At 50.0% G+C, this 16,617-nt stretch carries 13 protein-coding genes; all 13 read left to right on the top strand.

Annotated elements, in window-relative coordinates:
• Window positions 1-420: 420 nt before the first annotated feature.
• Window positions 421-1,137 (top strand): hypothetical protein, encoded by a 717-nt coding sequence (locus CLFS41_RS04120; protein WP_045091552.1) that lies wholly within the window; start codon window positions 421-423, stop codon window positions 1,135-1,137.
• 71 nt (window positions 1,138-1,208) lie between these two features.
• Entirely contained in the window at window positions 1,209-3,287 is a 2,079-nt protein-coding gene (locus CLFS41_RS04115; RefSeq protein WP_045091551.1) for a DNA topoisomerase 3, read from the top strand.
• The gene (locus tag CLFS41_RS04110; protein WP_045091550.1) at window positions 3,284-4,171 is read left to right on the top strand and encodes an LPD16 domain-containing protein; all 888 of its coding nucleotides are present in this window, start codon (window positions 3,284-3,286) and stop codon (window positions 4,169-4,171) included. The genes CLFS41_RS04115 and CLFS41_RS04110 overlap by 4 nt, the downstream gene beginning before the upstream one ends.
• On the top strand, window positions 4,168-4,362 hold the full coding sequence (locus CLFS41_RS30665; RefSeq protein ID WP_242856769.1) for a hypothetical protein: 195 nt from the start codon (window positions 4,168-4,170) through the stop codon (window positions 4,360-4,362). Before CLFS41_RS04110 ends, CLFS41_RS30665 begins: the two co-directional genes overlap by 4 nt.
• A 100-nt stretch (window positions 4,363-4,462) precedes the next feature.
• On the top strand, window positions 4,463-5,056 hold the full coding sequence (locus tag CLFS41_RS04100) for a YodL domain-containing protein (RefSeq protein WP_045091549.1): 594 nt from the start codon (window positions 4,463-4,465) through the stop codon (window positions 5,054-5,056).
• Window positions 5,057-5,263, top strand: a complete 207-nt coding sequence (locus CLFS41_RS04095) for a transposon-transfer assisting family protein (protein ID WP_045091548.1) — start codon at window positions 5,057-5,059, stop codon at window positions 5,261-5,263.
• Between the two features lie 802 nt (window positions 5,264-6,065).
• Window positions 6,066-6,410 (top strand): TnpV protein, encoded by a 345-nt coding sequence (locus tag CLFS41_RS30660; protein ID WP_227970575.1) that lies wholly within the window; start codon window positions 6,066-6,068, stop codon window positions 6,408-6,410.
• A gap of 5 nt (window positions 6,411-6,415) precedes the next feature.
• Window positions 6,416-12,754: an SNF2-related protein gene (locus CLFS41_RS04090; RefSeq protein ID WP_242856767.1), complete on the top strand. Its 6,339-nt coding sequence runs from the start codon at window positions 6,416-6,418 to the stop codon at window positions 12,752-12,754.
• Window positions 12,751-13,083, top strand: coding sequence for a plasmid mobilization relaxosome protein MobC (gene mobC, locus CLFS41_RS04085; protein ID WP_045091546.1), 333 nt, complete (start codon window positions 12,751-12,753; stop codon window positions 13,081-13,083). The genes CLFS41_RS04090 and mobC overlap by 4 nt, the downstream gene beginning before the upstream one ends.
• 152 nt (window positions 13,084-13,235) lie before the next feature.
• The gene (locus tag CLFS41_RS04080) at window positions 13,236-13,541 is read left to right on the top strand and encodes a hypothetical protein (protein ID WP_045091545.1); all 306 of its coding nucleotides are present in this window, start codon (window positions 13,236-13,238) and stop codon (window positions 13,539-13,541) included.
• Between the two features lie 16 nt (window positions 13,542-13,557).
• Window positions 13,558-13,827: a hypothetical protein gene (locus CLFS41_RS04075; protein WP_045091544.1), complete on the top strand. Its 270-nt coding sequence runs from the start codon at window positions 13,558-13,560 to the stop codon at window positions 13,825-13,827.
• Between the two features lie 54 nt (window positions 13,828-13,881).
• Complete coding sequence (locus CLFS41_RS04070) at window positions 13,882-15,354, top strand: relaxase/mobilization nuclease domain-containing protein (protein ID WP_045091543.1); 1,473 nt, start codon at window positions 13,882-13,884, stop codon at window positions 15,352-15,354.
• A 174-nt stretch (window positions 15,355-15,528) separates the two neighbouring features.
• Window positions 15,529-16,545 carry an O-acetyl-ADP-ribose deacetylase gene (locus CLFS41_RS04065; protein ID WP_045091542.1) on the top strand — a complete coding sequence of 339 codons (1,017 nt, stop codon included), beginning with the start codon at window positions 15,529-15,531 and terminating at the stop codon, window positions 16,543-16,545.
• Window positions 16,546-16,617 lie beyond the last annotated feature (72 nt).

Raw genomic sequence — 16,617 nt, 5'->3', positions numbered from 1 at the left:
CTGCGTTGACCTGTGGGGCGGCTGAAAGGCCGTCCCTTTTACATAGAAATAATTACAGAGAATAGCAAACTTATGATTTTGTAGAAGTTTCTGCCAGGTTAGATGTGTTGCAAGTAGTGATGTTACCAGACGAGCCGGAAATGCTGTAGTTATTTTCTGTGAGCATATGGGCAAGAGTTAAAACGACTATAGAAGCCATTCCAGCGTATAGAGGGCCATTCTTGCTATTAAGAATGTTGCTGACGGTTGTGATTGTTTCATAGGACATAGGACACTGCTCCTTTCAGATATGTTTGATTTTTTGACGGTCATTTTAAGTAAAATAGGCATTGCGAACGTTTGGTTGCACGATTATAATAGCATTGAAGATGACCGCAATCAATGGACTATATATCTATAATGACCGCAAGGAGAAAACTGATGCCAAAAGGATTCGTAGAAACAGACCATGTAAATAAAGATGTGTTTATGCAGGTACTGAAGTTGAAGAAAACCAGCATACGCCGGTTAGATGAGGAATTAAGCATCGAGTGCTCAGATAAGACAATCCGCCGTTCTTTGAATAATGGCAAGATGCGGCGGCAGTATATCGAGCAGATTGCTAAATATTTGGATGTTGATTCAAGACTGCTAACAGGTGAACTTGTGGAAGGAGCATTTCACACAACGAACTCGGTGGTACGAGAACTGTACCTGAATCCTTTGACACATATTGAAGATTTTCCATATTTTCGTGAAGAACAAGAAAGACTGCAACGCGAAAAAATCGATGAAACATTGAAGAGAATACTGTCGCTATTTGAAATCTCCTATAAACAGTTTGAAGAAAAAGATTTCGAGGAACAATACTCTTTCCAACACGACCTTTTTGATGCAATTCTGTCAGTTATTTATAAACACTTTAAGCAAGATGGATATGGCGATGCAGAGATGTATAATTGCCAAAGAATCATTTCAGAACTTGAAGATTATCACGATTTGGTAGAGAGCCGAAAATATGCTGATAATATACTTAGAAAACATTTTATTAAGTCAGTGCCAGAAGGATATACAAAAACCGACATAGAAAAAATGACACCGGATGAACTGATTGAAATGGATGCATATTTTCAAATAAAAAGGAATGATGCCCGTTAAGGCATTTCTACATAGCAGTCATGCGCTTCGGTGTCTGGCTGCTAATTTTTTTGCGAAAGGAGCAGTATCGAATGAAGCTTGTATTAGCGGAAAAGCCCTCGGTAGCCATGAGCCTCTCGAAGGTGATCGGGGCAAATCAGCGCGGGGACGGTTATATGGAGGGCAATGGCTACCTTGTCAGCTGGTGTGTGGGGCATCTGGTGGAGCTTTCCCAGCCGGAAGCCTATGATGAAAAGTATGCCAAGTGGAGGTATGATGATCTTCCGATTTTGCCGGATCATTGGCAGTATCAGGTATCTGCCAGCACGAAAAAGCAGTTCGGAATCCTGAAAAAGCTCATGCAGCGGAAAGATGTGGAGAGCCTGATCTGTGCAACCGACGCAGGGCGCGAGGGAGAACTGATTTTCCGACTGGTTTACTATCAGAGCAGCTGCAAAAAGCCGGTGGAACGTCTGTGGATTTCCTCAATGGAGGACAGTGCGATCCGGGAAGGCTTTCAGAAGCTCCGACCGGGAACAGAATATGATGCCTTATATGAGGCGGCTTTATGCCGGGAGCGTGCCGACTGGATTGTCGGAATCAACGCCACCCGGCTTTTTTCATGTCTGTATGGGCAAACCCTGAATGTGGGGCGCGTGATGACACCAACCCTTGCGATGGTGGTTATGCGGGATGCAGCAATTCGGGCGTTCAAGCCGGAGCCGTTCTACTCGGCAGAATTGAAATTTCGGGATTTTCAAGCGGGCGGTGAGCGGATGAAAGAAAAAGCAGAAGCAGAAAAACTGGTGGCAGAGTGCTGTCAGGCGGGAAGTGCCATCATTACTAAGGTGGAGCAGAAAGAAAAATCAGAGAAGCCCCCGGCCCTCTTTGATCTAACCTCGCTTCAGAGAGAAGCAAACCGGCAGCTGGGATTTACTGCCCAACAGACACTGGATTACACACAGGCTCTGTACGAGAAGAAACTCGTGACCTATCCCCGTACCGACAGCCGCTATCTGACGGATGATATGGCACCTCTGGTGCCGGAACTTGTTTCTGTGATCCAGCAGAGCTTTCGGATTCAGCCGGATGAGCCAGTTCCAGTGAATGCAGCGCAGGTCATCAATTCCAAGAAAGTCACCGATCACCATGCCATTATCCCTACAAAAACAGCGGCGGGTTATGACATTTCCTCTCTTCCCAGTGGAGAACAGGCGATTCTTACCATGCTGGCGGTGCGGCTGATTTGCGCGGTAGGCACTCCCTGCCGCTATGCAGAAACCATAGTGGAAGCAGAGTGCGCCGGTCAGAAGTTCAGCACGAAAGGCAAAACGGTCACGGATATGGGCTGGAGGCGATATGCAGGAAAGCCGGTTGAAGATGCTGAGAAGAATGCGGAGGTGGGTGATCTTCCGGAGCTTTCGAAAGGCATGACACTGGAACTTGCCGGTGTCGATCTGAAAGAGGGCAAGACCAGCCCGCCTAAGAGATTTACCGAAGATCTTCTGCTTTCAGCGATGGAGAGTGCCAGTTCGGATGAATTCCCGGCTGGCGTAGAGCGAAAAGGCATCGGCACACCGGCCACACGCGCTGCCATCATCGAAAAACTGGTGCAGAAAGGCTTTATCGAGCGCAAGGGCGATAAGAAAATAAAATACCTTTGTTCTACGGACAAGGGAAATGCGCTGGTGACGGTGGTGCCGGAACAGATTCAGTCCCCATCCATGACGGCAGACTGGGAGGAAAAACTGCTGAAAATAGAACACGGCGAGTATGACAGTGATGCCTTTATGGGCGAAATCAGCAGCATGGTCAGCGGACTTGTTAAAACCTACGAGGCTGTAAAAGGTGCTGATGTGCTAATGCAGCCGGAACGGAAAGTCATTGGTTCCTGCCCGGCCTGCGGCAGTGATGTCTGCGAAACGGCAAAGGGATGGTTTTGCAAGGACAAGAGCTGTAAATTTGCGCTCTGGAAGGAAAACAGGTTCTTTCAGACACTGGGAAAGCAGATGACAGAGGAACTGGCAAAGCAACTGGTAAATCAGGGAAAAGCACGGCTTACCCATTGCTATTCCAGGAAGTCCAATCGTTATTATGACACAACCGTTCATGTAGAGACCGGCGAGGAAGGTGCAGCAGCATTTAAGCTGGAGTTTGGAGGTAAAAAATGAGCATGAAAATGATGAATGCAGCTTATCTGGTGGATAATGCTGCTCTGCTTTCCTTGCAGGAAAAGCAGGATGGCGTGGATTTCCATTGCTTTGATATGAACAGCAAGGTGCAGATTGCCGAGGGACACATTGGCTGGGATGTGTTGGATAAACAGCCGTTTTCTACGCTGGAAGAAAGCGCGAGGGTGGCAGTACTCCAGAAGATTCCCCAGCTTGCTGGTCTTAACGTTGCTCCAGTAGCTCCGGAGATGCTGGAACAGATGCGAGGCGGCAGGAAGGTTCTTTGGCAGATGAAGAAGGCTGATCCTGAGCTGGAGAATGCTAAAAATATCCGTTTTATCACCAGCAGCTACGAGGATCGGTTCAAAATCCCGGATGGCAGTGCGGTGGAGATCGAGTATCCGAATCGGAAGTTTTCGGCCCGCTGTGAATATATGGACGAGTATCATCTGCGCCTTGGGTATGATGTTCTGCACATCTGCCAGCTGGCAGAAATGCTGGAATGCGGCGGCGGCACATGCCGCCCTGAGCCGCTGATTACGGAAGAACACAGCGCATGGGATTTGGGAAGCAAGGGCTTTCTTGCCATTCAGACCTGTGAGGACGGTTACGACTATACCTTATATCATAAGGACTTCACGGAAATTGACGGCGGACAGATCGACAACCCGGAAATCCGCATGAATGCAGCCAGAGACCAGATTCTCTCGGATTATGGGTTCGGTGGCCGTACCATGACGCGGATTGACTATGATGAACTTTGTGACCGTGCAGAGGATGCAGAAATCAGCAGACGGGAATCTGTGCTGGGTAAACTCTCGGATTTATCGTCCAGAACGGATACGCCGGTGAAAGCTGCCAAGGCGAAGGAGGCGGAGCGATGAAGTACAAGTTCACAAAGGCGGAGCAGGAAACCGTCATCAATTTTGACAATGAACTGGATACCGCCAGCATTTATACCCATGACAGCCGCCTGATTAAGAAGCTCCGTGAACTGCGAAAACAGTATCCGGAGCAGTTTATTTTGGAGCACCGGGAGCATGGGTCGGTCACTTATACGATTCCGAAACGCTGAGTCGGTATCCGACCGCCTTATAGTGAAAAGCGGCGGGAACAGCAGCGACAGGAAGCAAAGGAAAACGGCCTGCCGTTTATGGAGAAGGGAGAAATGAATGATGGCAAGAATTGAAAAATGGGATGAAGTGCATGGAAATCAGGCATCAGATGAGAAGATGATGGCATTTCTCGACAGTGCTACCGACCAGTATGCGATTTTGCAGCTTCGCCGCAGTGAGGAGACGGTATATGAACGCTTTTCGTCTATGCGCGAACTGGAGCGGATGGGCTTGGAGCCGGATATTGACCATTATGAGGTGGTTTATACGGCTCCGCTTCTTCCCTACAAGGATCAGAATACGATGTTGGAGGAATTGTATGCGAAATTCAATGTTTCCCGCCCTGATGATTTTACTGGGCATAGTCTTTCTGTGTCTGACATCGTGGCTTTACGGCAGAATGGTGTTGTAAGCTGTCACTATGTGGATTCCATCGGCTTCCAGGAGCTGCCCGGATTTTTGAAACCGGAGAATTACCTGAAAGCCGCAGAAATGGCAATGGAAGACGATTACGGTATGATTGACGGCGTAATCAATAACGGAAAGAAGGAAGAACCGACGGAGAAAGCATCGGTTCTGGATCAGCTGAAGGAAAAGCAGGAGGCTGTGCCGCCTGCACCGCCTCGCAGGTGCTGCGAAGAAAAGGAGTTATAAATGCGTTTTACGGATGACGAATGGATGCTCATGATGCTTTACAGCCCTGGTACACGGACAGGGCTGATTGCAGAGCTTCAGACGATGCAGAAAAGTCTGACCGGCAGAGACAGAAACCTGCGCAGGTGGACGGCCTCGCTTCTTGCAAAACTGGCAGAGATGACGGATGCAGAATATGGGGCACTGGAGTTGTATCCGGACGAATAAAGGAGAGGAGGAATAATACAGATGATGACGAAAACGGCTTATTATATGCAGATGGCACAGGAAGCTGCGGCACAGATCACTGGCAGCAAAGAACAGTGGACAGCGTTTCTGACCACATCCGCACGGCTTTATAAGTATCCTTTTGCGGAGCAGCTGATGATCTATAAGCAGAGACCAGAAGCAACGGCCTGTGCAGAGTACGATCTCTGGAATGACCGGATGAACCGCTATGTGAAGCGCGGCTCCAAGGGCATTGCGCTTTTGGACATGCGCGGCGAGCAGCCGAAACTGCGGTATGTATTTGATGTGGCAGATACCGGAGAACGGAAGAATTCCCGACCGGTACAGCTCTGGAAAATGAATACAGAGCATGAGCAGCCAATCATTCGGGCACTGGATGCAGCGTTTGATGTTCCTGCCGGTGCCGGGTCTCTGGAAAATCACATCATGGAAGCGGCGGAACGCCTTGCAAGGGATTACTGGGAGGAAAACCGCAGGCAGATCAGTGACATCGTTGCAGATTCCTATTTGGAAGGGTATGATGAACTCAACATCGGAGCTTCCTTTAAGAGAGCTGCAGCTGTCAGCATCGCATATTCCGTCTTTACCCGGACGGTGGGCAATGCAGATGACTATTTTGAACACGAGGATTTTCTGGACATCTTTGATTTTAATACGCAGGCTGCCGCCAATGTGCTGGGAACTGCGGTCAGCGAAATGTCCAGCCAGATCTTCCGGGAAATTGAACGCACGATCCGAACCTATGAAAGAGATAAGCAGGCAGAAAGGAGCCAAAACTATGATGGAGCTGAATTACACGAAGAACGGCGATTACCTGATTCCGGACATCCAGCTGTCGGTGCAGGAACAGAAGCCCCTGGGCAAGTACGGGAGGATGCGCAGAGCGTTCCTGCAGGAGAACAACACGCTGCTGTACAATCACCTGATCCTGACCGAGAAACTGTACCCACACCTGTGGGAGATTCAGGAGACCGCGACCGCACGGATGGAGCAGATGATGGCGGAGCTTCTGAAAGCGAATCCGGCACCGGACAAGAAATCGAACCAGATGGCCTGGGTGCAGCACATGAACATGCTGAAAGCGCAGGCAGAGGAAGTCATTCTGACGGAACTTATCAACAGTTAAACTTTATGAGCCTGTTTCAGTCCGAAGCAGAGCAGATTCAGAAAATTGATGCGGCGGCAGAAAATGCAGCCAGAGAAGCGGAGAGCGAAAAGCCCTCCGCTTTTGTCATTTCTGAGGATGAAATCGACCGGATGCTGCGGACAGGTTCTAATTTTGAGGGCGGAAAAATCCGTATTTATGCGCTGTATCAGCAGCAAGGGGACGCAAAAGAACGAGCTGCATTCCTGAAAGCGGAATATGGTCTTGGCGGTCACAGCTATACCTTTATGGATGGCAGTCGCGGTTTTGCGGATTATGACGGAAAAGGCATTCTGCTTCGCAATTATGGCCATGACCGGGAAGTGCACCTCACATGGTCGGCGGTGGATAAGCGGTTAGATCGGCTTGTGGAAAATGGTCAGTACCTGACTGCTCTGGAAATGGAAGAGTATCGGAAGCTGGAGCAGGAATATGGTGCACCGCTTCCTATGCCGACTGCCGCCCATGTATTTCCGCCAACGCCACCGGAATGCTATGATACCGGAAATGAGCATGTGGACAATATGCTGAATACGGCTGCGGATGTCTATGCCCGGAGTGAACTGGCAGCACCCCAGCGGTTTACCGTGATGGAGACAGACGATGGCTATGCGGTTTGGGATGATATTCAGGACGGCATTCATGTGGAGCCGGATGGCGTCAGCGAAGAGTTTACCAGCGAATGGGAGGCAGAGACCTACCGTCAGCAGTTGATTGAAAAAGTCCAGGAACGGGAAGCCAAAGACTGGCTCTATGTTGAGCAGAGCAAGCAGGATTTGCAGCAGGACATTCCATTCCCGGATGTGGAATCCAAAGAAGTACAGGAACCGGCTCATGCAGAGACAGATCCTCTGGTACTGGAAATGCAGGAACACGCCAGAGAACTTGCCAGAGAGTCAGGCTATGCACCGGATGAACGGTTTGTGGTTACGATGACCGGCGATAATTTCCCGGATTCTAAAGATGCGTTTGCCATTTGGGATTATGTTAAAGAAGAGTATTACGGATATTCGGACGGAAAAGTGCAGACATTTGCCGATTATGTGAGTGCATCAGAGGCATTGCAGGAGATTCGCGGCAGAAATATAGAGGCTGAAAAAGAGCCTGCAACTGTGCAGCCAGAATCCGCAGCTCCGGTGCAGCCGGATTATCGTATCGGCGATACGCTGTATCTGGACGGAAAGGCTTTTACGATTGAAAAAGTCGGGCTTTTCGATGTGGAGCTTCGGGACCCGGATTCTGTGTATCCGATCTTCCGCTCGGAAAGCAAGGAAAATCTGGCAAGACTTTTGGGGCATGAGGATAATGTTCACCTGCACAATCTGGTGGTTGATCTGAATTCTGGAAAAGATATTGAGAATACAGGTACTGTATGGTCGGATGAGGCATTGGATCAGCTCCCGATTACAGCTGTGATTGATGGGACAGTTCAAACATTCCCTAATGCAGCTGAGGAAGAAGCGTTCCGGGCAGAGCATGAAGCAAAACATGCAGAAAACTATCGCATCAACAGCTTTCACCTCGGCGAAGGCAGTCCAAAGCAGAAATTCCGTGCCAACATGGATGCCATCTATACGCTGAAGGCCTTGGAAAACCAGCACAGGGATGCAACACCGGAGGAACAGGAAACACTGGCCAATTATGTCGGCTGGGGCGGGCTGGCAGATGCCTTTGACGCAGAGAAAACTGCCTGGGCAGGCGAATATAAGGAGCTGAAAGCAGCTCTTACGGAAGAAGAATATGCCGCAGCAAGGGCTTCGACTCTGAATGCGCATTACACCAGCCCTACCGTGATCCATGCAATCTATGAAGCATTGGACGGTATGGGATTTGAGAAAGGCAATATTCTGGAACCGTCGATGGGTGTCGGCAACTTCTTCGGTATGCTGCCGGATTCCATGCTGGGAAGCAGACTGTATGGTGTGGAACTGGATTCCATCACCGGGCGCATTGCGCAGAAGCTGTATCCGCAGGCAGAAATCAAGGTGGCAGGCTTTGAGACCACCGACCGGCGCGACTTCTATGATCTGGCCGTGGGCAATGTGCCCTTTGGCAACTACCGTGTCAGCGATAAGCCCTATGATAAACTCGGTTTTTCTATCCACAACTATTTCTTTGCCAAGGCGTTGGATCAGGTTCGTCCCGGTGGTATCGTGGCCTTTGTTACCAGCCGCTATACGATGGATTCCAAGAATCCGGACGCACGAAAATATCTGGCACAGCGGGCAGAACTGCTGGGAGCCATCCGACTTCCCAACAACGCATTCCGTGCCAATGCCGGTACAGATGTAGTGTCGGATATCATTTTCCTGCAAAAGAGAGACCATCCCATTGATATCGAACCGGATTGGGTGCATCTGGGGCTAACTTCGGAGGGCATTATCCTCAACAGCTACTTTGTTGCCCACCCGGAAATGGTGCTGGGCGAGATTACAACGGAAAGCACCCAGTACGGCAAGGAAGAATGTACGGTCATCCCGATTCCGGATGCGGATCTGGGAGACCAGCTGCATGAGGCTGTGCAGCACATCGGCGGTCACTATGAAGCGCAGGAGCTGGCACCGGAGGAAGAACTGTCTTTGCAGGGCGAAACCATTCCGGCAGACCCCAATGTAAAGAACTTCTCCTATGCCGTGGTGGATGGGGATGTCTACTTCCGCGAGAACAGCATCATGCGGAAGGCTGACCTTTCTGCGACAGCCACCGGCAGGATCAAAGGCATGGTGGAGCTTCGCACCATTGTGCAGGAACTGATCGACTACCAGTTGAACGATTATCCGGAGGACGCGATTGCCCAGAAACAGCGGGAACTGAATGTAGCCTATGACCGATTCGCCGATCAATACGGGCTTATCAACTCCCGTGCAAATGCGCAGGCTTTTTCAGAAGATTCATCTTATTATCTGCTCTGCTCTCTGGAAAATGTAGACGAAAACGGCAAGCTGGAATCCAAGGCGGATATGTTCACCAAACGGACGATTCGACCGGAACGGGCTGTTACCAGCGTAGATACTCCGGCTGAAGCTCTGGCAATCTCCATCGGAGAGCGCGGCAGAGTGGATTTGCCCTATATGTCGGAGCTTTTAGGTACACCGGGGGAATATGAAAAAATCCAGCAGGAACTGCATGGTGTCATTTTCAAAGACCCGATGACGCAGGGCGGCGAGGAAACCGGCTGGGTAACAGCTGATGAATATCTGTCCGGCAATGTCCGGGAAAAGCTCCGCGTGGCAGAACTGGCTGCGGTTTCCGACCCTGTCTTTGCGGTGAACACGGAATATCTGAGAAAGGCGCAGCCGAAAGACCTGGATGCGTCGGAGATTGATGTGCGCCTTGGTGCTACATGGGTCAATCGGGATTATATCCAGCAGTTCATGGAAGAAACCTTTGAACCGCCGTTTTACCTGCGCCGGAACATCGAGGTGAAATTCTCTCCCATGACGGCAGAGTGGCAGATCACCGGTAAGAGTACACCGAGCCGGAATGATGTCCATGCCTATATGACCTACGGCACCAGCCGTGCCAATGCCTATCGGATTCTGGAGGATACGCTGAATCTGCGGGATATCCGTATCTACGATACGGTGGAGGATGCAGACGGCAAGCAGAAGCGGGTTCTGAATAAAAAGGAGACCACCCTCGCCCAGCAGAAACAGCAGGCCATTAAGGATGTGTTCCAGAACTGGGTGTGGAAAGACCCTTATCGCCGTGCGGAATTGGTGGAAAAGTATAACGAGCTGTTCAACAGTACCCGTCCCCGTGAGTACGATGGCTCCCATATCCGCTTTGGCGGCATGAATCCGGAAATCCGGCTGCGGGAACATCAGCAGAATGCCATTGCTCATGTGCTGTACGGAGGCAATACGCTGCTGGCCCACGAGGTAGGTGCCGGTAAGACCTTCGAGATGGCCGCTTCTGCTATGGAGGCAAAGCGGCTGGGACTGTGCCAGAAATCCATGTTCGTCGTTCCGAATCATTTGACCCTTCAGTGGGCAAACGAGTTCCTGCGCCTGTATCCGAGCGCAAAACTGCTGGTGGCAAGCAAAAAGGACTTTGAGACTGCCCGCAGAAAAAAGTTCTGCGCACGAATTGCCACTGGCGATTACGATGCGGTTATCATCGGACATTCCCAGTTTGAGAAAATCCCGGTGTCCGCAGAACGGCAGGAGCGGATTTTGACTGCCCAGATTGATGAAATCGAAAATGCCATTGCTGAGATGAAATCCCAGAATGGCGAACGTTTCTCCATCAAACAGATGGAAAAGACCCGGAAAGGATTGGAGGCGAGATTGGAGAAACTCCGGGCAACCGACCGAAAAGACGATGTGATTACTTTTGAGCAGCTGGGCGTAGACCGGCTGTTTGTAGACGAGGCACACGCGTTTAAGAACCTGTTCCTCTACACAAAAATGCGCAATGTCGCAGGTTTGTCCACGTCGGAAGCGCAGAAATCTTCGGATATGTTTATGAAGTGCCAGTATATGGACGAGTTGACAGGCGGGCGCGGCATCATTTTTGCGACCGGCACCCCGGTCAGCAACAGCATGACTGAGCTTTACACCATGATGCGGTATCTCCAGTACGGCACGTTGCAGCAGAAAGGGCTGACCCATTTCGACAGCTGGGCTTCTACCTTTGGTGAGACCACCACGGCCATTGAGCTGGCACCGGAAGGAACCGGATACCGGGCAAGAACAAGATTTGCAAAGTTCTTCAACCTGCCGGAGCTGATGAACATGTTCAAGGAAGTGGCGGATATCAAGACTTCCGATCAGCTGCATCTGCCGGTGCCGGAGGCAAAGTTTGAAACCGTGGTGGTGCAGCCCTCGGAGCATCAGCAGGCGATGGTGGCGGAGCTTTCGGAGCGGGCGGCGGCTGTGCATTCCGGTGTGGTAGACCCATCGGTCGATAACATGCTGAAAATCACATCGGATGGCAGAAAGCTGGGGCTGGATCAGCGGCTGATGAATCCGCTCCTGCCGGATGACCCCAACAGCAAGCTCAACGCCTGTGTGCGGAATGTACTTCGGATTTATGAGGAAGGACATTCGGATAAGCTGACCCAGCTGCTGTTCTGCGACCTCAGTACACCGAAGAACGATGGAACCTTCAACGTGTATGAGGATATCCGCGCTAAACTCATCCAGTCCGGTGTACCGGAGGAAGAAATCGCATTTATCCATGATGCGGATACCGAGGCAAAAAAGAAAGATTTGTTTGCCAAAGTCCGTACCGGACAGGTGCGAGTGTTGTTAGGTTCGACACAGAAGATGGGCGCAGGCACGAACGTGCAGGACAGGCTGGTGGCCGTGCATCATCTGGATGTAGGCTGGCGGCCTGCGGACATGACCCAGCGAAATGGCCGTATCATCCGTCAGGGAAACCGAAACAAAGAAGTGCAGGTTTATCAGTATGTGACGGAAGGAACCTTTGATGCCTACCTCTATCAGACACTGGAGAATAAGCAGAAGTTCATCAGCCAGATTATGACCAGCAAATCTCCGGTGCGTTCCTGTGATGATGTGGATGAGCAGGCACTTTCTTATGCGGAGATCAAGGCACTTTGCGCAGGAGACCCGCAGATCAAGGAAAAAATGGACTTGGATGTAGATGTTGCAAGACTGAAAGTGCTGAAAGCAGACCATCAGAGCCAGCAGTACCGATTGGAGGATAAGCTGATGAAATATTTCCCTGCGGAGATTGAGAAGACGCAGGGGTTCATCAAAGGCTTTCAGTCGGATATTCGGACGGTGGCGGCACATCCGCTGCCGGAAGAAGTGTTCTGCGGCATGGAGGTAAATGGCACACGCTTTACTGAAAAAGCAGAGGCCGGTGAAACAATCCTCGCAATCTGTAAAGCTAATCAGAGTCTGGAGCCGGTGCCGCTTGGCAGCTATCGAGGTTTCAAGATGGAGCTGTCATTTGACAGCTTCCAGAAAGAGTATCAGGTGCTGTTGAAAGGCGAGATGACCCACCGAGTACCCATCGGCACCAGTGCTGCGGGTAATATCCAACGTCTGGACAATGCTCTTGCTGGGATTCCTGCAAGGCTGGAAAAGGCGGAACAGCAGTTGGACAGTCTTAGGAGCCAGCAGGAAGCTGCGCAGGCCGAGCTTGGAAAACCGTTTCCCCAGGAGGCAGAACTGGCAGAAAAGAGTGCAAGACTGGCAGAACTGGATGCACTGCTGAATATGGATGACCGTGGAAAGGATGATCCAGACCGTGAAAAAACAACGGAAAAACCGTCTGTCCTGGCAGAGCTGCGTGACCGTGCAGGGCGCATTCCGCCGATGACACATCGAGATGATGAGGAGGTGGCACTATGAGTGTTCGGGAACACTGGATCAATGTCCGGGTAAACCCGGAAGAGCTGGCAAGGATTCGTGAAAAGCAGAAGGAATTGGGTATTCGGAACACCGGTGCCTATATGAGAAAAATGGCGATGGACGGGTACTGCGTGAATCTTGATTTGTCGGATGTGACGCAGGTATCCACCCTTCTTCGCCGATGCAGCAACAACCTGAACCAGTACGCAAAACGCGCCAATGAATCCGGAAGCATCTATGCGGAGGATATCCGGGATTTGCAGAAGCGGCTGGATGAACTCTGGGAGATGCAGAAGCTGATCCTGAAGAGGCTTTCCGGTATTCGCTGACGGCGCAAACGTGCGGGATTTCTACAGTACATGGCACAGATGAAACTGTCTGTGCCGTTACATATTTTTTGAGTCTTTCTGTTGACATCGTGGTGTTTGGCAAGTGTGTACGGTAAAATGAAGATGAAAAGAAAAACGAAGGGGTGAAATCCATGAAGATCGTATGTTTTTTGTTGAAGCTGGTGCTGAAAATTCTGTTGCTGCCGGTTGCGTTTCTGCTGCGATTTCTGTGCTTTATCTGGAATCTGCTGATGCAGCTATCCCTGTGGGTGCTTTCACCGGTCATGTTGTTCGTTCTTGGCTGCGGCATCTATTCGGTGGTACGGGCGAACTGGACGGATGTATTCCTGCTGACCCTGATTGAGATGGGGCTGTTCGCAGCTGCGGTTGGTGCGGGCGGTATCATGGAACTGATGGAGCGGCTGTGCGAGCGTGTAGAGGATGTTTTGTCAATTTGAATTCAGGAGGAATTAGATGGATATTCAGTTTATGAAAGATTATTATGATTTACGGTACGAGGAAACAGATGGAGAGAATCATTTTGCGGATGAGGCAACTTATCAGGAAAAACAGTCTGAGCATTCGAAGATGGAAGACCAACTGATGGAAATGGTAGGCGGCAGCGAATCTAATGTGTGGAAGCTGTACGAAAGCATCATGTGTCTCTATTTCGATATGGAAGAAATCATCAAGCAGGCAATTTATTTGCAGGGAGCTTATGACCGGGAACGGATGTTAAAATGAGAATAGTGAATTGGTAAGAGCTGCCTTCGGGTAGCTCTTTTTAGATGGAGGAATATGAAAATGGCGGCTACAAGACTAATTGCGCTGCATATCAATAAAGGAAAGACGGTAGCGCAGTGTCTGGCTGACCGTACTGATTATTCCGAGAATGCAGCAAAGACGGAAGATGGAAAATATATCAGCGCGTATGCCTGTGATGCAAAGACCTGTGATGAAGAATTTCTGCTTTCCAAACGGCAGTATGAGCATATCACGGGAAGAACCCAGGCGCATGATGTGATTGCATATCAGATTCGGCAATCCTTTAAGCCCGGAGAAATCACGCCGGAAGAGGCGAATAAGGTTGGGTATGAGACAGCCATGCGATTCACCAAAGGAAAACACGCATTTATCGTGGCTACCCATGTTGATCGTGCGCACATTCATAACCACATTATCTTTAATTCGACTACATTAGACTGCACCAGAAAATTCCGAGATTTTCGCTTATCCGGTCTTGCACTGGCAAGGCTCAGTGATATCGTCTGTCTGGAACACCGGTTGTCGGTCATTATCCGGAAGCCCTATGGGGAGCGGCAGAAGAGAACGGAATACCCGGAGAAAAAATCGCAGCGGGATGAAATCTGCGAGGCCATTGATGCAGCATTGGCAAGAAAACCGAAAGACTTCCGGGAACTGATTGGAATTTTGCAGGAAGCAGGGTACGAGTATAAAGATGGAAAACAGCCTGCACTGCGGGGGAAAGGCCACGCCAGATTTGCTCGTTTCCGCTCTCTTGGTAAAGGATATTCGGTTGAAGAACTCTGCGAAGTGATTGCCGGAAATGCGGTTCACAAAAGCAAATTTGCAGAGAAAACCCGCACAATCGCACGGTCAGCACAGGTGCATCAGAATGCAGAGCTGTCGTTCCTTATTGATGTCCGTGCCAAAATGCAAGCAGGCAAAGGCGCGGGGTATGCGCGTTGGGCGAAAGTCTTTAATCTGAAGCAGATGGCAAAAGCCATGATGTTCATGGAAGAGCATGGAATCAAGAGTTATGCAGAGCTGAAAGAACAGGCAGATGGAATTTCTGAAAAATGCGATGCGCTGCTGGAATCTGTAAAAGCAGATGAGGCACGGATGTCGGAAGTGTCAGTGCTGCGGAAGCATCTAATCAATTATGCCAAGACAAAAGATGTTTTTGCCGCGTATAAAGCATCCGGCTACAATCGGGAATTCTATGAAGCCCACCGGGATACGCTGGCCTTACGCAGCGCAGCGAAAAAGGCATTTGATGACTATAAGAAAGAGAACGGTTCTGACAAAAAGCTCCCGCGCATCAGCGAGCTGAACGCAGAGTATGCGATGCTTCTGGAACGAAAGAAAAGCTCCTATGCAGAGTACCGCAAGACCAAATCGGAAATGCAGGATTGGCTTGTGGCACAAAAGATCGTGCAGGAAATCCTGAAAGAGGACGAACAGAAGAAAGAGCAGCTGCATGAGCAGGAAGTGCGGCAGGAAGAAGAAAATAGACAAAGCAGTCGATGATGGATTGTCCGGTGCAGTGTGGGCGTAATGCTCATGCTGCACCGGGCTTTTTTGCGAAAACTGCCAGTCTTGATAGCAGGAGGATTATCGGTCTTTACTCAAATTTTGCATCTTAACACAAAAGAAGTTATAATACAGATAGAAAGTTAAATTGACGAATGGGGGGTATGCTTCATGCCGTTGCAGATTATCAGAAACGATATTACAAAAATGAGCGTTGACGCAATCGTCAATGCTGCCAACACTTCTCTTTTGGGCGGTGGTGGTGTGGACGGCAGCATTCATCGTGCCGCCGGACCGGAGCTGCTTGCAGAGTGCAGTATGCTGCATGGCTGCGAGACCGGCAGCGCAAAAATCACAAAGGGGTACCGTTTACCCTGCAAATATGTGATCCATGCAGTCGGCCCGCGTTGGCGGGATGGCATGCATCGGGAACAGGAGCTTCTGGAATCCTGCTATCGGACATCTCTGAACCTGGCAAAAGAAAATGGCTGTCAGTCGGTGGCCTTTCCGCTGATTTCCTCCGGCATTTACGGCTATCCGAAAGACCAGGCTCTGAAGATTGCAGTCGATACCATCAGTACGTTCCTGCTGGAAAATGAGATGATGGTCTACATCGTTATCTTTGACCGAAAGGCATATCAGATTAGCGGAAAACTGTTTGCTGATATCGCGGCGTATATAGATGACCGGTATGTGGAGGAACACACCGACAGCCGGGCAGAACAGAGAAGGCGGCTCGAAGCGTTGTCAGAGGAATCTTACTTTGAAGCTGCACCTGTTCCGCTGCCGCCCGAAGAAATCTGTAAATCTTGCAGCAGTCAATCTTTGGAGGAGGCACTGGGGCAGATTGATGAGAGCTTTTCGGAAATGCTGCTGCGGAAGATTGATGAAAGCGGCATGACGGATGCCCAGTGTTACAAGAAGGCAAACATTGACCGGAAGCTCTTTTCCAAAATTCGTTCTGATAAGTTCTATAAGCCATCCAAACCTACAGTGTTGGCATTTGCCCTGGCTTTGGAACTGCCGCTTGCCCAGATGCAGGAGATGCTGGGTAAGGCAGGTTTTACCCTTTCCCATTCGAGCAAATTCGATATCATTGTAGAATATTTTGTCGAACGGGAAAACTACAATGTGTATGAAATTAATGAGGCACTGTTTGCTTTTGACCAGAGCCTGATCGGAGCATAAGGACAAAGAAATGTCGCTTTCCATGCGACCACTCCACAAAAGAAAATCGCTATACTATGGCTGTAAGGTACG

This window comes from Clostridium sp. FS41 (genome assembly GCF_000954015.1).
GTDB classification, from domain to species: Bacteria; Bacillota; Clostridia; order Lachnospirales; family Lachnospiraceae; genus Enterocloster; species Enterocloster citroniae.
This window is presented reverse-complemented; position numbering and strand designations above follow the sequence as displayed.